This is a genomic window from Pedobacter sp. MC2016-15, from assembly GCF_026239695.1.
Lineage (GTDB): Bacteria > Bacteroidota > Bacteroidia > Sphingobacteriales > Sphingobacteriaceae > Pedobacter.
Window position 1 is genome coordinate 154,586 of the sequence record NZ_JAPIVS010000001.1, and the last position, 20,913, is coordinate 175,498.

At 42.5% G+C, this 20,913-nt stretch carries 19 protein-coding genes; 7 read left to right on the forward strand and 12 right to left on the reverse strand.

What is annotated here, in order from left to right:
• The first annotated feature begins 13 nt into the window (after window positions 1-13).
• The 4 genes from OQY15_RS00725 (at window position 14) to OQY15_RS00740 (ending at window position 6,208) form a co-directional block, all read left to right on the forward strand.
• Complete coding sequence (locus tag OQY15_RS00725) at window positions 14-1,279, forward strand: nucleoside transporter C-terminal domain-containing protein (RefSeq protein ID WP_265786537.1); 1,266 nt, start codon at window positions 14-16, stop codon at window positions 1,277-1,279.
• Window positions 1,280-1,345: 66 nt separating this feature from the next.
• Complete coding sequence (locus tag OQY15_RS00730; RefSeq protein ID WP_265786539.1) at window positions 1,346-2,485, forward strand: DUF3667 domain-containing protein; 1,140 nt, start codon at window positions 1,346-1,348, stop codon at window positions 2,483-2,485.
• 146 nt (window positions 2,486-2,631) lie between these two features.
• Window positions 2,632-5,427, forward strand: a complete 2,796-nt coding sequence (locus tag OQY15_RS00735; RefSeq protein WP_265786541.1) for a TonB-dependent receptor — start codon at window positions 2,632-2,634, stop codon at window positions 5,425-5,427.
• A 4-nt stretch (window positions 5,428-5,431) separates the two neighbouring features.
• On the forward strand, window positions 5,432-6,208 hold the full coding sequence (locus OQY15_RS00740) for a GLPGLI family protein (protein ID WP_265786543.1): 777 nt from the start codon (window positions 5,432-5,434) through the stop codon (window positions 6,206-6,208).
• On the opposite strand, the gene OQY15_RS00745 is transcribed toward OQY15_RS00740, so the two are convergent.
• From OQY15_RS00745 to OQY15_RS00780, 8 genes are all read right to left on the reverse strand, one after another.
• Window positions 6,203-6,991 (reverse strand): TerC family protein, encoded by a 789-nt coding sequence (locus tag OQY15_RS00745; protein ID WP_265786545.1) that lies wholly within the window; start codon window positions 6,989-6,991, stop codon window positions 6,203-6,205. The two genes, OQY15_RS00740 and OQY15_RS00745, sit on opposite strands and share 6 nt — an antisense overlap.
• A 122-nt stretch (window positions 6,992-7,113) precedes the next feature.
• On the reverse strand, window positions 7,114-8,400 hold the full coding sequence (locus tag OQY15_RS00750) for a citrate synthase (protein ID WP_265786547.1): 1,287 nt from the start codon (window positions 8,398-8,400) through the stop codon (window positions 7,114-7,116).
• A gap of 119 nt (window positions 8,401-8,519) precedes the next feature.
• Window positions 8,520-9,056 carry a DUF3347 domain-containing protein gene (locus OQY15_RS00755; protein ID WP_265786549.1) on the reverse strand — a complete coding sequence of 179 codons (537 nt, stop codon included), beginning with the start codon at window positions 9,054-9,056 and terminating at the stop codon, window positions 8,520-8,522.
• A 185-nt stretch (window positions 9,057-9,241) separates the two neighbouring features.
• A complete protein-coding gene (locus OQY15_RS00760) occupies window positions 9,242-9,787 on the reverse strand; it encodes a hypothetical protein (RefSeq protein WP_265786551.1) in 546 nt (181 codons plus the stop codon).
• Window positions 9,788-10,006: 219 nt separating this feature from the next.
• Entirely contained in the window at window positions 10,007-10,933 is a 927-nt protein-coding gene (miaA, locus tag OQY15_RS00765; protein ID WP_265786553.1) for a tRNA (adenosine(37)-N6)-dimethylallyltransferase MiaA, read from the reverse strand.
• Complete coding sequence (locus OQY15_RS00770; RefSeq protein ID WP_265786555.1) at window positions 10,933-11,787, reverse strand: hypothetical protein; 855 nt, start codon at window positions 11,785-11,787, stop codon at window positions 10,933-10,935. Before OQY15_RS00770 ends, miaA begins: the two co-directional genes overlap by 1 nt.
• Window positions 11,778-12,110, reverse strand: a complete 333-nt coding sequence (locus OQY15_RS00775; RefSeq protein ID WP_265786557.1) for a hypothetical protein — start codon at window positions 12,108-12,110, stop codon at window positions 11,778-11,780. Before OQY15_RS00775 ends, OQY15_RS00770 begins: the two co-directional genes overlap by 10 nt.
• Window positions 12,111-12,145: 35 nt before the next feature.
• Complete coding sequence (locus tag OQY15_RS00780; RefSeq protein ID WP_265786559.1) at window positions 12,146-13,243, reverse strand: MBL fold metallo-hydrolase; 1,098 nt, start codon at window positions 13,241-13,243, stop codon at window positions 12,146-12,148.
• A gap of 109 nt (window positions 13,244-13,352) precedes the next feature.
• Between OQY15_RS00780 and OQY15_RS00785 the strand changes: the two genes are divergently transcribed.
• On the forward strand, window positions 13,353-14,183 hold the full coding sequence (locus OQY15_RS00785) for an aminotransferase class IV (protein WP_265786561.1): 831 nt from the start codon (window positions 13,353-13,355) through the stop codon (window positions 14,181-14,183).
• Between the two features lie 7 nt (window positions 14,184-14,190).
• Here the strand turns inward: OQY15_RS00785 and OQY15_RS00790 are convergent, their stop codons facing one another.
• The 4 genes from OQY15_RS00790 to kynU form a co-directional block, all read right to left on the reverse strand.
• On the reverse strand, window positions 14,191-16,047 hold the full coding sequence (locus OQY15_RS00790) for a DNA topoisomerase (protein ID WP_265786564.1): 1,857 nt from the start codon (window positions 16,045-16,047) through the stop codon (window positions 14,191-14,193).
• 82 nt (window positions 16,048-16,129) lie between these two features.
• Window positions 16,130-17,035: a histone deacetylase gene (locus tag OQY15_RS00795; RefSeq protein ID WP_265786566.1), complete on the reverse strand. Its 906-nt coding sequence runs from the start codon at window positions 17,033-17,035 to the stop codon at window positions 16,130-16,132.
• A 1-nt stretch (window position 17,036) separates the two neighbouring features.
• The gene (locus tag OQY15_RS00800; protein ID WP_265786568.1) at window positions 17,037-17,897 is read right to left on the reverse strand and encodes a bestrophin family ion channel; all 861 of its coding nucleotides are present in this window, start codon (window positions 17,895-17,897) and stop codon (window positions 17,037-17,039) included.
• Entirely contained in the window at window positions 17,894-19,183 is a 1,290-nt protein-coding gene (gene kynU, locus OQY15_RS00805; protein WP_265786570.1) for a kynureninase, read from the reverse strand. Before kynU ends, OQY15_RS00800 begins: the two co-directional genes overlap by 4 nt.
• A 49-nt stretch (window positions 19,184-19,232) precedes the next feature.
• Between kynU and OQY15_RS00810 the strand changes: the two genes are divergently transcribed.
• Window positions 19,233-19,655 (forward strand): secondary thiamine-phosphate synthase enzyme YjbQ, encoded by a 423-nt coding sequence (locus OQY15_RS00810; RefSeq protein WP_265786572.1) that lies wholly within the window; start codon window positions 19,233-19,235, stop codon window positions 19,653-19,655.
• 136 nt (window positions 19,656-19,791) lie between these two features.
• Window positions 19,792-20,913 carry a hypothetical protein gene (locus OQY15_RS00815; protein ID WP_265786574.1) on the forward strand — a complete coding sequence of 374 codons (1,122 nt, stop codon included), beginning with the start codon at window positions 19,792-19,794 and terminating at the stop codon, window positions 20,911-20,913.

A 20,913-nucleotide genomic window follows, 5' to 3' on the forward strand; every position in this document is an offset into this window, starting at 1 on the left:
TTGATCAATTTTTATGGAGCGTTTTCACGGAATCATTGGTATCCTTTTTATATTGGGCCTCGCATATCTGTTTTCTAATAACAGAAAAAAGATAAATTACAGGCTGGTTGCCAGTGGCCTTACACTCCAGGTTCTGATCGCAGTGCTGATCCTCAGAGTTAGTCCTGTACAGCACTTCTTTGAATTTCTGGGCAAGGGAATGCAGAAAATTGAAGAGTTCGCTAAAGTAGGTGTAAATTTCGTTTACGGTGGTGTGGCAGTGATCGGTTATGATGGTCAGCCTCATCCCTATTCTGCGCCGGATGGATTTGTATTCGCCTTCAACGTAACCGCCACCATTATCCTGGTATGTGTGCTTGTCGCTATATTTTATCACTTTGGAATCATGCAAAAAATTGTTGCAGTGATTGCCCGCGGAATGAACTTCATTATGCGTGTCAGCGGTGCCGAGGCATTGAGCAACGTAGCCAGTGCATTTGTGGGACAGGTTGAAGCACAGGTAATGATCAAACCTTATCTTAAAGGAATGACCAAAAGTGAGTTGCTGGCCTCGATGAGTGGAAGTTTGGCTTGTATTGCCGGCGGTATCCTAATTGTATACGTAAATATGGGTGCACAGGCGGGAATGAACCTCGCTCCTAAGTTAATTATGGCAAGTTTGATGGCAGCACCCGGTGCACTGATTATTGCCAAGATAGTTTTTCCTGAAACTGAGGTTTCACAGACCATGGGTAAGGTTAAACTGGAAGTGAAAAGTGAATATACCAACCTGATCGATGCCATTTCACATGGCGCCGGTGAAGGCTTTAAAATTGCAATGAATGTGATTGCCATGCTGATCGGTTTTATTGCACTGATCGCGCTGGTGGATTATATTTTCATACATATCGGGCACCTGTTTAATCCAAATTTCAATCTGTCGCTCGACTGGATTTTTGGTAAATTGTTTTATCCCTTCGCCTGGTCGATGGGTATACCTGAACAGGATGTAAACAATGCGGCTACCCTGCTTGGGCAAAAACTGACAGTAAATGAATTCCTGGCCTTCAAAAACCTTACGACAAAAGCAGTTCCTATCGTAACCGAGAAGGGTATTCTCATCATCAGCATTGCGATATGTGGTTTTGCCAATTTTAGTAGTGTGGGTATGCAAATCGGAGGAATTGGTGAACTCGCACCGGAGCGCCGTGCAGATCTGGCCAAATTAGGGCTTAAAGCACTCATGTGTGGAACGCTTGCATCCTATCTTTCCGCATCAATTGCAGGAATTTTAATGTAAAGACTAAAAATCTAGTTATTTTCATAGAATATTAATATCTTTCAGTGGATATTTTCTATTATTTATATGTCAGGACACTATCGTAAGGAAAAAAACTGTCTCAATTGCGGACATCATGTTGAAGAACATTACTGTACGCATTGCGGGCAACCCAATTTGGAATTAAAAGAACCTTTCTGGCATTTTATCGGCCATAGTATTGGTCATTATTTTCATTTTGATTCCAAGTTTTTTCATACGCTGGTTCCTCTGCTGAGCAAACCGGGACAAATTACATTGGATTACCTTGCAGGGAAAAGAGCAAGATATATCCACCCTGTCAGTCTGTACATCTTTGTATCTATTGTTTATTTTATTGTTGTTCCACATTCGCTCAAAGAAAAGAAAGTAAAAACTGAGCTTACAAGCGCACAAAAAGACAGTGCCACAGTTGCGGTAAGAAAAAGCAAAGCTCAACTGAATTCAATTGCACCAGGTCTGGGAAATTCTATCAGATTAAGCCTGGATACCGACAGCCAGTTCAATGCACTGAATAGGGAATCACAGGTCCGCTATATCGACAGTCTTGAGAAGGTGATGAAGGCAAAGCCCAATGAAGGGCTACAAAATCAAATTGATGATTACAAGGATTTAATTTCCGAGAACCAGGATACCAGTTATTCTGCCTATCTCGCACGGCAGCAGAAATTGCCGGCTGATGAACGCGACTCCTGGTTGGAAAAGAAAGCGCAGAAACTGAAATATGACAAGAGAACCAAAAAGCTGAAAAAGGGAGAACATGCTGATTCTTCAGAGCACAAGGTAGACATTGAAGAAGAAGTAAAGAAATACCAGCCTAAACAGTATTTCCTCCTGATGCCTTTGCTGGCTTTATTTATCATGATTAACTTCAGAAAAAACCGGATTTATTATATAGACCACCTGGTGTTTACTATTCATGGTATGACTGCCTATTTCATCGTATCAATTGTCACTCAACCTATCGAGAAATATATCTTTGGCCTCGGTTCATTTATGAGCGAAGCCATTGAACTGATTGTATTTGCAGGCATAGTCTGGTATCTCTATTCCGGTCTGAAATTGTTTTATCAGCGTTCACGGAATGTGACTATTCGTAAAACGATAACTGTCATGTTCATGTACACGCTCACATTTTATATCTCAGAGGAGATTATCAGACAGATCGTTATCATGATGATGACTTAAAAGCTGAATATAATTTAAACTGTCTTCAAAAAACTATGTATTCAATGTTAAATTATAATGAACTAAAATAATTTAACATTTTTTAAGAGTATAATATTTTTACATTGGCTTTTTTAGTAATATATTAGGCATACCAACGCCAATGTATGAAACGAAAATGTCTCTCTCTGCTCCTGCTCACTTTCCTAAGTTATCACGCATTTGCACAAAGTAAATACACCGTTAAAGGTGTTGTTCTGGATACTGCTTCCGGCAAAAAATTAATGAATACATCTATCAGTGTGTTGAGGAGTAAAGATTCTACTCTTGTTAAATATACCCGGGCAGATGAAACAGGAAGATTTTTGATATCCTCACTTCCTCCGGGCAAAATGTTCCTGCTGGTTACCTATCCTGGTTTTGCAGATTATGTAGAAGAGTTCAGATTGGACAGTACAAAAAGCAGTGCAGACTTTGGGAACATCAAACTCATACTCAAAGCAAAATTGCTGGCAGATGTAATTATCAAAGGAAAAGCCGCGGCGATAAAGATCAAAGGCGATACCACAGAATTTGACGCCGCCGCCTATGCCATACAACCTAATTCTAAGGTTGAAGATCTACTCAAACAGCTCCCAGGTATACAGGTGGATAAAGATGGTAAGATTACCGCACAGGGCCAAACCGTCAGCAAAGTATTGGTGGATGGTGAGGAGTTCTTTGGAGATGACCCTACACTCGTGACAAAAAACATCAGGAGTGACATGGTTGATAAGGTGCAGCTGTTCGACAAAAAAAGTGATCAGGCGGCATTTACGGGTGTGGATGACGGTAAAACGAGTAAAACCATCAATCTGAAACTGAAAGAAGATAAGAAAAACGGATATTTTGGTAAACTCGATGCAGGAGCTGGAACTGATGACTTTTATCAGGCACAAGGCATGTTTAATGCTTTTAAGGGTAAAAAGAAGTTTTCTGCCTATGGTACTTTAGCAAATACCGGCAAAATTGGTTTGGGCTGGCAGGATAACAGCAAATTTGGGTCCTCTGACAATGTTGAATATGGTGATGACGGTGGAATCTATATCAGTGATGATGGCAGTGATCAGTTATCATCTTATAATGGACAGTATAATAATCAGGGAATCCCGGTAGCCAGGACAGGTGGAACACATTACGATGCTAAATGGAACAACGATAAGCAGAGCATCAATGCTAACTATAAAATTGGTTCGCTCAATGTTGAGGGTGATAACAATACTCAGAATCAGAACAACCTTCCCACCGGAACAATTATATCGGGCACTAATGAACATTTTGATAATTATATGTTTCGTCAAAAGCTGGACGGTACTTACACTATAAATCTGGATACTACCACTACCCTCAAAATCTCGGCAGATGGATTGCTCAAAAACAGTGAAGTCAGAAGTGATTTTGCGACCAGCAGCATTCGTGGCAATGGAATACGCCTTAATGAAACTGAAAGAAATATTACAAATGATGTACGCAACAAGGTCTTTAACGCCAGGGCTCTGTTAACAAAAAAGTTAAGTAAACCACGCCGGACCATATCTGTAGATCTCAGAGAATCTGTCACACAGACGGAAGGTAAAGGTTTTCTGAAAGCTACCAATGAATTTTATAATATTGAAGGAATCCTGGAAAGTGATTCGCTGACGGACCAGTACAAAACCAGCATTGTAAAAACCTCCGCACTGCATGCTAATGTTGCCTACACGGAACCTCTGGCTAAATATCTGACAATTGTACTTAATTATGGTTTCGGCCTGAATAACAGTACCGCTGACCGAAGATCTTTTAACGCTTCAGGAAACGGGCAGTACAATACACTGGATTCCCTTTTTAGTAACAATTATGATTTTCAGCAGATATCCAATCAGGGTGGTGCCATATTTAACTTTAAAAAAGCAAAAAATACATTTGATTTCGGAACTAAAGTGGCGAGCGTAAACTTCAGACAAAAGGACTTGTTTTATAATTCTTTGTTTAAAAGAGATTTTGTGAACTGGTCACCACAAATGAGATATGTGTACAAAATATCCAGTCAGGGATCGCTGAGTTTCAACTATAACGGAAGTAATGTTCAACCGACGCTGGACCAGATTCAGCCGGTAAGGGTAAATAATGATCCGCTCAATATTACTGTAGGTAACCCGGATTTAAAACCTGCTTTCAGACATTCAATTCAGGGTAATTATAACTCTTACAAAGTTATCAGTGGTACAAGTGTTTATGCTTATGCAAATTACACCATTACTGATAATCCTATCGTGAGCAATGTAAGCACTGATTCTGCTGGCAGAAGCACTTTTCGTTCTGTCAATCTCTCCGGCAAAAATTCAAATTCCTTCAATTTTTATCTTTCTACCGGACAAAAGATCAAGCCAATTGATACCTACGTAGGTATCAATGCTAATGTGAGTAGAAATATATCCTATAATTATGTTAATGATGAATTGAATAAACTGCAGTCGGTTTTATATTCTGCACAGCTCACTGTTTCCAAATATAAGGAGAAGAAACATGAAGGGTTTTTCTATTTCGGTCCAACTTACACAACGAATGAGTCTTCTTTGCAAAAAAATATTAATGATAATGGATGGGGATTCAGAGGGTATGGCAATATAGGTTTGGTGTTTCCTTTGAAATTCGAGATCAATACTACCGGAGAATACGAGTACAGAGCAAAAACACAATCCTTCAATACCGACTTCCATCGTTTTATCTGGAATGCGAGCTTCAGCAAAAAATTCCTGAAATCTGATGGATTAAAGTTATCACTTTCTGTAAATGACCTGCTTAACCAGAATGTAGGGTTTAGCAGAACAGCCTCGGGAAATATGATCACGCAAAGTAATTACACGACTATCAAAAGGTATTTTATGGGATCGATAGCATGGGATTTTAACAAAATGGGTGGATCTGCAACAAAAAAATAAAGACATGAAGAAAACAGTGTTTATAATCGTACTGCTCGTGCAGGGTATAAGTTATCTGGGAACTGCGCAAAATGCCAGGTTTCCTGAACAAGGCGTCATTCAGTTTGAGCGTAATACCAATATGTATGCCGTTCTTCAAAAAAGATTTGGCAAGTCGGATGAAGACTGGTCATCACGAATGATCGAGCAGTATAAAAAAGCAAATCCGCAGTTCAAAGTTTTGAAAAGCACGATGTACTTCAGTAAAGACAAAACGCTGTTTAAACCTGAGGATGACCCTGCTCCTGGTAGTTCCTACCTTACGCAAGGCCCGGATGTTAACCAAATCAATACCATCTATGCTGATTTGACTACACATATGCAAACGACCAGGAAATCAGTTTTCGAAGATACTTTTTTGATCAAAGACAGTATCAGGAATATCAATTGGAAAATCACCAGCGAAACACGTGAAGTTGCAGGCTACACGTGCAGAAGGGCGAATGCCATAGTCATGGATTCTATTTATGTTGTCGCATTTTATACTGACCAGATACCAGTATCCGGAGGGCCTGAATCTTTTGGTGGGCTTCCGGGAATGATCCTGGGCCTTGCTTTACCCCATGATAACGTGAGTTGGTTTGCAAAATCAGTAACGGACAAACCAGTGGAAGCTTCTATTGTTGTCCCCCCGTCAAAAGGTAAGCCCACCGACATTAAGGGCTTTGCGCTGATCATGAAAGATGTCATGAAGAACTGGGGAGATCATGGTAAAGCTTATCTCAAAGCGCTGATGTTATAGGGTATCGTGATGATCGGTAGTATGCTTTTTGGGGAAATTGAACAACAATGAACTCAGAACCGGTAGCACAAAAATGACCACGGTAAAGATGGAAACAACCAGATCTGTTCTTTCGCCCTCTAAAGCTTTAGATACCGGCGACTCAGGATAGAAATGGGTAAGTACAGAAGAACTGAGCTTTAAACCCAGTACGGCTATTACAATAAAAGCTGCAGTTTCAAGAAAAGTAAATTTCTCCATGAGCTTCACAAATCCCTGAGCGACAAAACGCATGGCGAGTATTCCGATAAAGACCCCAATATAGATCAACCAAATGTGATCGGTGAAAGCCACTGCTGCAAATACGTTATCAATAGAAAATGCCAGGTCCATTACCTCTACCAGCGCGACAGTAGCCCAGAAATTACCCAGTAATCCTACGGTCGATTTATAGATCCAGCTTTGGCTTTTGTCTATCTCTTCCTCTTCAACATTACCTTTGGAATTTTTCTTTCTGAAGTAATCAAATGCAAGGTACAGCAAATAAAAACCACCCAAAGGCTTTAACCACCAGATTTTTACGAGCCATGCTGCAAGAAATAGACAGATACCCCGGAAAACATAAGCGCCGATAATACCATATTTCAAGGCCTTCTCCCGCTGATGTTTTGGTAAATCCATCACCATGGTAGCGAGAACAGCCGCGTTGTCTACAGACAAAAGGCTCTCTATCACTATCAGATTCAGAATGATAAGGAGACCGGCTTGTATATCATCTCCCAAAATAGTATGCAAAAAATCCATCTGTGTTGCGTTGTTTGGCCTAAATTACTAAAATATTGATGAAGCAGCGTGGCAATAGTCCGATAATAAAAAAAGGCATCGAAAAACGACGCCTTTTTTAAACAAGCCTTAAGGCTGTGAGATTATCTTTTTTCAGCTTCTACAAAAGTCCTGTTGGTATGGCCAACATAGATCTGACGCGGACGACCGATTGGTTCTTTGTTTTCGTGCATTTCTTTCCATTGTGCAATCCATCCTGGTAAACGTCCAAGTGCAAACAGCACGGTAAACATATCCGTAGGGAAACCTAAAGCTCTGTAAATAATTCCGGAGTAGAAATCCACGTTCGGATACAGTTTGCGCTCTACAAAATAAGGATCACTTAGTGCAGCCTCTTCCAGCTTTTTAGCAATTTCCAGAACAGGATCATTGATACCTAATTTCTCCAGGATATCATCGCAGGCTTTCTTGATGATCTTGGCACGCGGGTCAAAGTTTTTGTATACGCGGTGACCAAAGCCCATCATACGGAAAGGGTCATTTTTATCTTTTGCCTTGTTGATCCATTTTTCAGTATCACCACCATCTTCCTTAATGCGTTCCAGCATTTCAATTACGGCCTGGTTGGCACCACCATGCAGCGGGCCCCACAGTGCGGCAATACCTGCAGACACAGAAGCATAAATATTACAGTCTGAAGAACCTACCATTCTTACTGTAGATGCAGAACAGTTCTGCTCATGGTCAGCATGCAGGATCAGCAATGTATTCATTGCTTTTACTACAACCGGATCAATCTCAATCTCTTCTGTACGCTGACCAAAAGTCATGTTCAGATAGTTACTTACATAGTCGTATTTGTTCTTTGGATAAATCAGTGGATGACCCAATGATTTTTTATAGATAAAAGAAACAATCGTAGGGAATTTTGCCAGCAGTTTAATCATCTCACGGTTCATAGTTTCCGTTGATGAGTTTGCATCCAGAGATTCAGGATAGAAAGTTGAAAGTGAGCAAACCAGCGATGCCAGCTGTGCCATTGGATGAGATTTTGAAGGATAACCATCCAGGAATTTCTTCATATCCTCATGGATCAGCGTGTGCTTTGTAATCTGAGCCTGGAAATTTTCCAGTTCATCTGATTTAGGAAGATCGCCGTATATCAGCAGATAAGCAACTTCAAGAAAGGTTGATTTTTCAGCAAGTTCCTCAATAGGGTAACCTCTGTATTTTAAAATGCCTTTTTCACCATCTAAAAAGGTAATTGCACTTTTCGTAGATCCTGTATTCTTATACCCGAAATCCAGGGTAATATGACCTGTTAAATCTCGTAATTTTGAAATATCAATTGACTTTTCTCCTTCAGTACCAGTTACAATGGGAAATTCATATACTTTTCCATCAATCTTAATTTCTGCAATATCTGACATATATCTTCTAATTTATAAATAACAAAAATAACTATTCTGCTGACAATCGCCTACTAACAATCATAACAATGCTGTTAAATTATTGTTAAGTGCTGATCATCACTCCTAAAAAATTAATCTTATATTTTAGGTTTAATTTCTTCAACTACTCCGCCGCATTCCAGCATTTCATCGCCATAATATGGATTGTTGATCTTCTTTTCTGAAGCCAGCCAATCGCCCCCATCCCCATTGTTTGCCATCGGGCAATGCTGTACATAGATGGTACCTTTTTTTAGTTCAGCGTGTTTAAATAGTGCAATAACATCTGAGCTCAGCGCGGTAAATTCCTTACGCTGTACTTTGAGATCTTCAGTAGCAGCAATTTTATCTGCAATGAGGGCAGTGTTCTCACAGCCAGAATAGGCAGAAAGAGATTTTGACAACTCGGCAGCACTTTGGTGTGCTCCTGCAGCTTCACTCCCTACCAGCATGTTTTTCAGCTTGATATATCCATTATAGATATCCTGCAGTTTGGGATCGGTAAGTTGCAAATCCGAATCTCCAACAGCAGCATTCCTTACAACCGTAGTATCTGTAGCGGCAGCCTCTTCTTTGGGAGCGTTTGAACAAGCTCCTAAAGCCAGTAAAAGTGCTATTCCTATATATGATTTCATTAATTTCTTTTTTTGGTCAAAATACTATTTTAATTCTAAATAAGTAAAAAAGCACAGTATTAATGACGTGCTTTTTGAAAATATTGCAATTGATAAAGATGATTCCTCCTGTTAATAAAAAAGCAGCCCTGATATCGATCAGGGCTGCTCTCACTATTCCTCCTTAAATGGAGGCCTGTAATTTATTACAATTTAAAACCATAAGCGATACGCAAAGCGATCTGGCCTGTACGGTTTTTGTCGTCAATCAGGCGTAATGCATCACCTTTACCTGCGTTTTCATACTTGATACCCAAGTCAAGACCATTGCTCCATGAATAACCCAGCGTTGGCGCATAAAGGAACGTAGTTTTAGCATGATCGGTCACTCCGAATGCAGCACCTACCTCACCCATCGCATATACACCTGAGCCTGATGGATCAAGGAAATACTTCAGACCTGTTTTCACAGGAATATAGCCATAGTCAGGAAGGTCTACATTTCCAGCGCCAAAATTAACAGTTCTGTCTTTGGCGAAGAAGTTTGTATAACCTGTGGCTACAGGAACAGAAAGTTGTTTGGTCACATCAAATTGCAGACGAACGTCCAGCCCTGCTGCGAAACTGTATGCATCATCTGTTGGGATACCTACGTTAGCGCCAATACCTATTTTTTGTGCATTTACATTTGTCGAGAAAAAGATTGCTACTGCAGCTACTGCTGAAGCAAAAAGTTTAGTAGATTTTTTCATGTTGTATAAGTTGTTATATGTTCCAGATTCACTCTGTTATGGCCACAATTACAAACAACATGCCAATAGCGTCAAAAGATTATTAATCTCCTGATCAAACACGTCCCGCGGCTTTAACGAGAGATTTTTTTACAAAATATCAAACAACAAGAAATTTGACCGGTCATTGGCGGCGGAAGAAAACGACGAAAAATCGTGATTTCGCTGTCAAACAGTAAATTACAACGAATATTTTTCCCTAAATTGCTTCAGAACATTTTGCTGCAACAATTCAGGTTTCATGTCTGTATTCAACCAGTTTATCACGACACCGTCTTTTTCCATCTTCCTGAAAAACGTCATCTGTCTTTTGGCAAACTGACGGATAGCAATGTATAGTTTCTCCTTCAGATCGGACAGACTAAGCTCATTTTGCAGATATAAAGTCACGAATTTATATTCCATTCCATAGAAAACTAGCCTTTCCGCACTTACTCCCTGCGTTAATAAACCCTGCACTTCATCGATCAGCCCCTCTTCAAAACGCTCATTCAACCTTTTCATAATCCTTGATCGCCGCGACTCCACATCACCTGTAAGCCCGATAATCAGGGGGGCGATCTCAGGACGAAGCTCTTCAGATAAGGTATGATGCTGCAGGTAATCGGCAATTTCTATGGCCCTCACCAACCGCTTTGCAGATGACAGATCAGCCTGGACAGTTAGTTCTCCGGGATATCCGGATAGGGTTCGTCTCAGTTCCTCAATATCATGTGCCGGCAATTGTTCCCTGAGTGCTGCGTTGACGGGGACCGCCGTATACTGATGATTTTGCAGGATACTATGCATATACATCCCTGTACCTCCGCAGAGAACAGGAATCTTATTCGCAGTAGTAATCCTTTCATAAACCTCATAGAAGTCATCTTTGAAAGCGTTGACATTATACTGATCTCCGGCATCTCTGATATCGATCAGGTGGTAAGGAATATCCTTGCCGTTCAGATGATACTCTTTCAGATCTTTCCCTGTACCAATGTCCATTCCCCGGAACACCTGCCGGCTGTCGGCACTGATAATTTCCCCGTTCAAAGCAGCAGCTACAGACACAGCCAGCCTGGTTTTACCGGATGCTGTAGCGCCAAGAATGATTAATAGAGGATTCATTAGGTTTTGAGGATATATTTTAGATTACCTGTATTGTAAACACGAAGGTAATGTTTCGCCGCCAGATAAACATCAGCTTCTGCGGAGCTCATCCCGCTGATAGCAGATCTGATTTCCGGTGGCAAACGATGCGGGAAAACACGCGTCATGTTTTCTGTGTTGAGCCATATCTCAGCAGGAGCTGATGCAGACACCAGTTCAAAGCCCAGCCGGGTATATCCTTGTCCGTACGACCAGTCCATATCTGCGTAGGTCATCACATCATCCGGCGCAATAGTTTTAATAAGGTGTTTGATCAGTTTACTGAGCCCTCCCTGAACAGTAATCCCATCTTTGGTAGCAAAACGGATCAGTTCCACGGAGGTATAACCCGCTTTCTCCCTTCGGGTCATATTTCTTTTGGCACTAAAGGAAGCCATGGCCACTACCTCATTATCAAGAGTAAGGCCATATTTATATCGTGAACTTGCAGAGGCCTGTAGATGATAACAATCAAAAAATGAATCCGCTTCGGGCTGACTCAGGGCCACCACTTTAGTTTTACGACCATGAACGGTGCAGTTTTTTCCAAGTATCGAATTTATTCTGCTCAAGACCTGCATGGGCCTGGTGATCCAGATATCTTCCCAGAGTTGCACCAGCAAAACACCATTTGCACGATAGGCCAACTGCAGATTGAGCATATCCTCTACAGGCATATGATCCGCGGAGGATATCAGATTTAATACCAGCTGCCTGGCATCCATAAATTTTAACAAAAGGGCATTGCCTTCAGCAGAAACATCTGCGGCAATGCCCTTTTTCAATAAGTTTTCCAGTAAATTATGCTGCCAGCCGGCAATTGTTATACCCACTCCTGTTCTTTAAAAATTTTGTAAGCTGCTGCCACCCGGTCTTCAATGAGATTCAGTGTCAGGTCGTCCAGCTCCCTGATGACCGTTTCGCGTTCGTGCTGAGGCAGATGCTCGGGCAGAAGCTCCAGGGATACATGACCTTCTTTGATATCTACTGATACAAAAAAAGTTTCCGTACGCTGTTCTCCGTCAATTTCAAGATTTTTTTCAGACCAAAGATCGTATTTTTCTTCGCTGTTGGTTCTGTTTGTGAAACCCAATGTAGCATAAGGCTGCAATGCCGCCCTGATGGTTTGAAATATTTCTATCTGATCCGTTTTCATAAATTATATTTTTTAGATATAACAGCAGCTTAAAACTATTGTTTAGCGGCAGCAACATTTAACCACCATTTGCTTGAAGGATATTTTGCTCCCAAAAGTATCGTTTCACCAAGTAAGGGGGTTGTAATATGCTGGTGTTGTTCTTCAGCGCTTTTCACCACCCTGCGGATAGAGTCGTCCCAGTTATGCAGGGCCAGAGAAAACTTAGCCCAGTGTACAGGCAGCAGAAGCTGTGCCTTCAAATCTTTAGCAGCCAGTACCACCTGCTCAGGAAACATATGTATATAGGGCCAGAAGGCATTGTACTGTCCGCATTCCAAAATAGCCAGATCAAAGGGGCCGTATTCTTCTCCAATCTTTTTGAAGTGATCTTCATATCCCGAATCTCCGCCAAGAAAAAGCTTGTAAACTGGTGTTTGAATCACAAAACTGGACCAGAGCGTTTGTCCCCGTTTAAACTTCCTGCCGCTGAAGTGCCGCGCAGGAGCAGCTGTAAATGTTAAACCTAACAAACTTGTAGATTCAGACCAGCACAGTTCAGTAATATTCTCCGGCGCCACTCCCCACCTTTCCAGGTGTGCACCTACTCCCAGTGAGGTTATAAAATATCCGGTCCTATCCTTTAGTTTGATGATGCTATCCATATCCAGGTGATCATAATGGTCATGCGTAATCAGTACAATATCTACATGATCAAAATCCTCCGCATGGATAAAATCCGTTCCGTCATAACTCCTGTTTCCAATAAATGAAAATGGGGATGTGCTCTTGCTGAACACAGGGTCAACCAGTATCTTGAGTTTATCAATCTGCAGCAGATATGAAGAGTGGCCAAACCAGGTGACTTTAGTACCTTCAACAGAACCAATTTCGGGCTGTACAAAAGGTAAGGGTGCTGGTGGCCTTTTGTTAGGATTTCCCTGAATCATTGCCTTTAGTACATCCCAATAAGTCACCCCCGCAGGGAGATCCGGGGTATCAACAAAATTTTTAATTGCTCCGTCATGATAAACAGGCAAAAGTTTGATCTTTTCAAGCCTTGCACCGCTGGGTAGTCGCCCAAAAGCGGGAATGTTGAGTATCAGGATAATAATTAGTGCCGAAAATAAGATGAGGGCCAAACAGATATACATACTAAACGTTACTAAAGTTAAATAGTGCCATACGCAGCTAATATAAGTATTGGCATATACAGAGCACACAGATTTTTTTTATTATTGCAAATCTTAAACCTAATGGTTAATGGCAGCAAAATACGTTTACATCAATGATACTTTTATAGCCACGGATAAGGCATCCGTGCTGATCACAGACCTCGCTATACAGCGTGGATATGGGATATTCGACTTCTTTAAAACTATTGGCGGCAAACCGATCTTCCTGGACGACCACCTGGACAGATTTTACAATTCAGCCCGCAAGATGCATCTGCATATAACTTATACGCCGGCACAATTAAAAGCCATCATAGCTGAACTGATGGAAAAGAATGATCTGCCGGATTCCGGTATCAGGCTTACGCTCACCGGAGGATATTCTCCGGATGGTTTCCAGCTTCCTGAGGCACATAACCTGATCATTACTCAGCAACCATTCCTGATGAATCTTAGCTTTAACAACACAGGTATTAAGGTAATACTGTATGATTATCAGCGCCAGTTGTCCGGAATGAAAACTATAGATTATTCAATGGCCATCTGGCTGCAACCTTTTATCAGGGAAAACGGTGCCGACGATGTACTTTACCACCACAATGGACAGGTAAAGGAAGTTCCAAGGGCCAACTTCTTTATGGTAAATGAACAACAGGAAATCATCACCGCAAAGAGCGATGTTCTTCCGGGAGTCATCCGCAAGAACCTCCTGACCTTAGAAAATCACAACTATAAGATTATTGAACTTGATTTCAACCTGCAGGATCTGGATCATGCCACAGAAGCCTTTATCACCAGTACTACTAAACATATTATGCCAGTAATTCAGATAGACGGAAGACCTGTTGGAGATGGTAAGCCAGGCAAAATATCGGAAGCTCTCCTCAACCTGCTGCTGGAAAAAGTAAAGCAACATTAAATGAAACTTACACAGCGGCTGTTTCCTCTTTTTTTGGTTCCAGCCGCGCCGCAAGCCCTGCTCCTGCAGCCAGCAGCTCATTGGTAATGGAGCGTGTATATTCAGAGATCTCTGCTTTGAAATCTGTGACCGATGCACCCGAGCGGATTTCTTCAAGACGCTTTTCCCATGAACCTGTCAGCTCTGCCTGTGCAATCTTCTGATCTTTAACTACATCATATACCGCCAGTCCCTTGTGTGTAGGAACCAGGTTTCTTTTTTCCCTTTGTATATATTCTCTCGTGATCAGGGTTTCGATGATCGAGGCACGCGTTGCAGGAGTACCCAGTCCACTGTCCTTCATTGCATAACGCAACTCTTCATCTTCAATCTCTTTACCTGAAGTCTCCAGCGCTTTTAACAAGGATGCTTCATTGTACAATGCTTTCGGTTTAGTTTGTTTCTCCAGGAATACCTTTTCCACGATCGGAAGCTCCTCTCCTTTTTTTACCTTGGGCAGTGAAGGGTTGTCCTCATCTTTTTTCTCTTCATCCTTATCGTTTAAAACCGAACGCCAGCCCGCAGAGCGGATAACAGTACCATTGGCAATAAAAACTGAACCAGATTCAATGGTGATCTTTGTTACCTCTTTCACACATTCCTGATGAAAAGCTTCCAGCATACGTGCAACCACCATGTCATAGATGGCCTGTCTGTCAGAACTTAAACCCTGTGGGGTCACCCCTGTGGGCAATATGGCATGGTGATCCGTTACTTTCTTTGCATTTACACTCCTCTTGTTCAATGGAACAGTCTGCAGGAAATCGGCTGCCTTCCCAAAATCCGGGTGCGATGCCAGTTGCGCGATCAGCTGTGGTACTCCGGCAAATACATCATCACCGATATACCTGCTTCCGGTACGCGGATAGGAAACCAGTTTGCTTTCATAAAGATTCTGCAGCAGCCCCAGAGTTTGGTCGGCAGTATAGCCCTTTCTTTTGTTCGCCTCTTGTTGCAAACTACTCAGATCGTGCAATAAGGGTGGTGGTTCCTTTCTCGGTTTGGCCTCTACATCAAGTATTTTACCACCGTTGGGAAATCCTGATGGTACATCTTCAATTTTATCAAATAAAGCCTGTGCTTCCTCCTTAACGTTAAAATTGGCTACAGACACTGCTTTAAACAGTTGTCCGGCCTTATCCAGTTGTATGCCCAGTTGATAGTATAACTGCGGCACAAAATTCTTGATCTCAAGATATCTTGAACAGATCATCGCCAGTGTAGGTGTTTGTACCCTCCCAAGAGATAACACGGAGCGTGATCCCGCAGAAATACTCAGGGCCTGAGTGGCATTCATCCCGACCAGCCAGTCTGACTCTGACCTGCAATGTGCGGAGTTGAACAGCGTATCATAATCAGTACCCGGTTTCAGATTCCGGAACCCTTCTTTGATGGCTTCATCAGTTTGAGAAGATATCCATAGTCTTTTGAAGGGCTTCTTACATTTCAGAAAGTAATAGATATAGCGGAAAATGAGTTCGCCTTCCCTCCCGGCATCCGTGGCAACAATGATCTCAGTAGATTCATCAAACAGCCTTTTAATGATATCCAGCTGCTTTCTTACGCCGGGGTCTTCCACAAAGCCATCTTTGGTTTTGATCTTTCTGATCGCCAGTTTGAACTTTGCGGGCAGCATTGGCAGGTGTTGTCTTCTCCAGCCAATAAAACCATACTCCTGTGGAGGTGCCAGTTGCAGCAGATGTCCGAATGCCCAGGTAAATGAATATCCTTTACCTTCAATGTATCCGTCTTTCTTTCCCGTTGCACCAAAAACTTTAGCAAGCTCGCGGGCAACGGATGGTTTTTCTGCAATTACAATCTTCATCAGCAATCATTCTATTGGAACCGATAAATCTCATAAAAATTATCTGGAAACGGAACAGATGTGCAAAACTAGTAACAGGAAATTAATCCCCAAGCAGGTCTATTCCGATCTTAAAAGTATGGCAGTGCGCATCAACAATGTCCCTGATTTCCGGAGAATAGCCCCCGCCCATACTTACCTGCACCGGCAGCTGGTGATCCCTGCAAAACTGGAATACCATTCTGTCCCGCTCCCGGCAACCGGCTTTTGTTAAAGCAAGTTTCCCCAGTTTATCAGTAGCCAGCACGTCTACACCCGACAAATAAAAAACAAATTGCGGTTGCTGCCGGGCATACAGTTGAGGTAAGGTCTCTGCGAGGATGGAAAGATAAGCTTCGTCCTCCAACCCGTCCTCCAAGCCGATATCCAGGTCAGACACTTCCTTGCGGAAAGGAAAGTTCTTCTCGCCATGCATCGAAAAAGTGAAGATGCGGGATTCATTTTGAAGCATTTCAGCTGTTCCATTTCCCTGATGAACATCTAAATCGATAATTAATATACGCTCGTATATTTTATTAGCTATCAGATAATTGGCCGCAATAGCCTGATCGTTGAGGATACAAAAACCTTCACCCCAGTCAGAACCTGCGTGATGCGTACCGCCAGCTACGTTAAAGGCGATGGCATGCTTTCCGGCATGCAAGGCGCCATCTATTGTGCCCCGGGCAATACGGAGCTCCCGTTCCAGCAACTGTGCATTGAGTGGAAAGCCAATCCTGCGCTGCTCCCGCGGCGGCAGTGTCAGATTTTTGAGCTGTTGCCAATATCCTGCATCATGCGAACGAAGAACTTCCTCCTCGTCCAGCAGTTCCGGCGAAAAGAGGTTATCCTGGATGATGACTCCTTCGTGGAGCAGCTGTGCTGGTATCAGCTCATATTTGAGCATGGGAAAGCGGTGCCCTTCGGGCAGTGGATGGGCGTATATTGGATCATAGGCAATCTTCACCATCTTAGCCCAGAATTTCTGCGATATGTTTTTCGATATTGTTGCAGATATCATCTACCGGCAGGTCGTTTGCATCATTTCCAAATGGATCTTCAATCTCTTCAGCTATAAGCTCCAAACTCGCTAATACATAGAGGATAAAAGGAACAATGGGCACTACAAAAAAGCCCAGGCTAAATACCCATCCAAAAGGAAGTGTGATGACATATACGAAGAGAAACTTCTTGATGAAAGTACTGTATGAGAAAGGAATCGGTGTCTTTTTGATCCTTTCGCAACCACCGCAGATATCTGTAAAGCGGCTCAGATCGGCACTCAGAATAATCTGTTGCTCCCCTGACAGCTTTCCGGCAGCGACAAGGTCATAGATTCTTGCGGTCAGACTTCCGGCAATCTGGTTCGGAATATGTTTGCCTCCGTCAACCTCAATCAGAAAACTGTTTTTTCCAAAGTATTGTTTTTCCCTCAGATGTTCCTTTAAGGCAAAAGCATATTTGGGGATGCCGTAGTTAAAAAACTCGTGGTCTTCTCTGTTCAGTTTGAGCGACTTGATTTTAATGGCGAGATTGCGGCTCACATTTGTGAGCTCCCCCAGCAGGCGCCTGGCTTCCCACCACCTGTCATAGGCAGTATTGGTACGGAACACGAGCAGCAAAGAGATAACGAAACCCAGTACACTGTGCATCATATTGATGTTGCTGACGGCATTGCTTTCAGAAAGTTTAAAGAAATGCAGCTCCAGGAATGCGATCAACCCTGAAAAGGCTCCTACACCAAGCATCATTGGCCATAGTTTTCTGAAAGTATCGGCTTTATGAATATGGAAGATAAAGGTAAACCAGGCCTTGGAGTTGTATTTGATCATAGTGCTTCTTCTTGGCAGACCTGCAACAGCAGCTTGCCGGTATGGTAAATATCTTCAAAAGAGTTGTACAGTGGTGCCGGTCCAAAACGGATTACATTTGGCTCCCTCCAATCACCCAGCAAATTGTTTGCCACCAATTGATTGAATATTCCCTTTGCGTCTCCTTTAGCAATTACAGACAGCTGTGCCCCATGCTGCTCATCCTCCGCTGGAGTGATGATCTGATATTGCTGAAAACCCAAAGCAGAATTTACCTGTTCAATCACAAACCTCAGGTAAGCGGTTAACTTAAGGCTTTTCTGACGCAGTGGGTCCATATATCCGGCTTTCTCAAAAATGAGCAATGAGGCGTGGTACAAAGCCATGGGCATCACCTGGGTACAGCTGACCTGCCATCCATCGGCACCTGGTTCGGCTATAAAGCCCTTTTCCATTTTAAAACGTATTGATTCCTGGTAGCCCCACCATCCCGCAAAGCGGTTCATACTGTTATCAGTAAAATGATTTTCATGAACGAAGATGGCGCCAATGCCTCCCGGACCGCTGTTCTGATATTTATAGGTACACCAGCAGGCAAAATCTACCTGCCAGTCGTGCAGTTGCAAGGGGACATTTCCAGCTGCATGAGCCAGATCAAAGCCTACGATAGCGCCTGCCTCATGTCCAGCTTTGGTAATGGCTGCCATGTCAAAACACTGACCTGTGAAATAATTGATGCCCCCAAAAAGTACCAATGCCAGGTCATCTGCATGGTCAGCAATGGTATTGATGATATCTTCGGTTCTCAATGTATATTCCCCGGCTCTCGGTGCAATCTCTATAATCGCCTCTGCGGGATCGAATCCATGAAAACGTACCTGGCTTTCCAGGGCATACTGATCTGATGGAAAGGCTCCTGCTTCCATGATGATCTTAAATCTTTTCTGGTCAGGTCTGTAAAAACTGACCATCAGCAAATGGAGATTGACAGTAAGCGTATTCATCGGGCATACCTCTTCCGCTCTGGCCCCAACAATTGGTGCCATCAGCTTTTTCAGTTCTTTATGATAATACATCCATGGACTTTCCCCCTCAAACCAGCCTTCCACTGCAAGGTTTTGCCAGTTGTCAAGCTGTTTGCTCATCACTTCGCGTGCTGATACAGGTTGCAGCCCCAGGGAATTACCACAGAGGTAAATGAAGGGCTTACCATTCTGTTGAGGAAACAAGAATTCTTTCCGAAGCGGATGCAGGGGATCACTGGCATCCATTTCCTTTGCAAAGGATAGCGTATTTTCAAAGTTCATAGATTTCAAATATCTGGAAAAAATGATTAAAATAACTAAATTTAGCCGAATGAAGATGTACCAGCAACAGATACGCCTGCAGGAAAAACGCAGAGGCTTTCATTTAATCACCGCAGAGATTGTACATGCCTTTCCGCAGATCAGCGAAATCAGAACAGGAATATGCCAGGTGTTTATCCAGCATACTTCTGCCTCTCTCAGCATCAATGAAAATGCAGACCCCACGGTGAGGCACGACTTCGAGATGTTCTTTAATAAAGCCGTTCCGGAAAACGATCCTGACTACCTGCATGATGACGAAGGCTCTGATGATATGCCGGCACACCTCAAGGCTTCGTTGCTGGATACCTCGCTGATGATCCCCATCCGCAATGGAAGGCTCGCACTGGGGATGTGGCAGGGCATCTATCTCTGTGAACACCGGAATTATGGCGGGGCCCGCAATATCATGCTTACTGCCTGGGGCGAATAATTGCTGAATTATACCATAACGCAATTTGATATCACTAAATTAAGGGATATGCTATACAAGGTAAGTCTGATTTGAATATCTTTGAAGCTATATTTAAAAGCCGCTATCAAGGCTTATCAATCTTGCTCAAAAATATATGAAGACAATAGTCGAGGTCAAATCAAAAAAAGAATTAGCCGCATTCATTGATTTTCCACATGATCTGTACAAAAATGATCCTGTGTATGTTCCCGAACTTTTTATCGCACAGCGCGATCTGCTGACCACACATCCTTTCCATAAACATTCATCATTGCAGTGCTTTTTACTGTTTGACGGGGATAAAATCATTGGTCGTATAGCGGCCATCCTGAATAACCGCCACAATGAGTTTAACCATGTGAAAGACGGTTTTTTTGGCTTCTTCGATGTGATCAATGATGCTGAAAGTGCTAAAATGCTCATCGATACGGCGGAGAAGTGGTTAAAGCAGCAGGATAGTACGATCAATAACCTGGTGGGACCGGTAAACCTGACCACCAATGATACCGCAGGTCTGCTGATCAAGGGCTTCGAATATCCTCCGGTGATACTTACACCACATAATTTTGCCTATTATGAAGCGCTGCTGGAAAAAACAGGTCTAAAAAAACAAGTAGACCTGATCTCCTGGAGATGGGACAAAACTTCTTACGATGACCGTTCTGTAAGGATTTCTGATAAACTGGAGGAAAGGATCAACACCCGTGGAATCACCATCAGAAAGCTGAACATGAAGAAATTCAAAGAAGAGGCAGAAAAGTTCAAGCAGGTATACAATAGCGCCTGGGACAAAAATATGGGATTCGTTCCTCCTACTGACGAGGAGTTCGACTTTATTGCCAAAGATCTGAAAATGATAGCTGATCCCGATTTTGTGTTTGTAGCTGAAAAAGAAGGAAAATTTGTAGGAATATCCATTGCACTTCCGGATGTGAACCAGATCCAGAAGAGAATTCCAAAAGGACGTTTGCTCCCTACAGGCATATTCAAATTGCTTTTCGGTCTGAAAAAAATTAAAGGAATTCGGATTTTCATGCTCGGTGTGATCGAGGGTTACCGCCATATGGGAATCGAAGCAGTTTTATATGCGAAGATTATCAAGACCTACAAGGCCAAGGATTATGATTATGCTGAAGCCGGCTGGACGCTTGAACATAACCATCCTGTTAATAATGCCATCAAGGCTATCAAAGGTGATCCGTATAAAACGCATAGAATTTACGAGAAAGCCATTTAA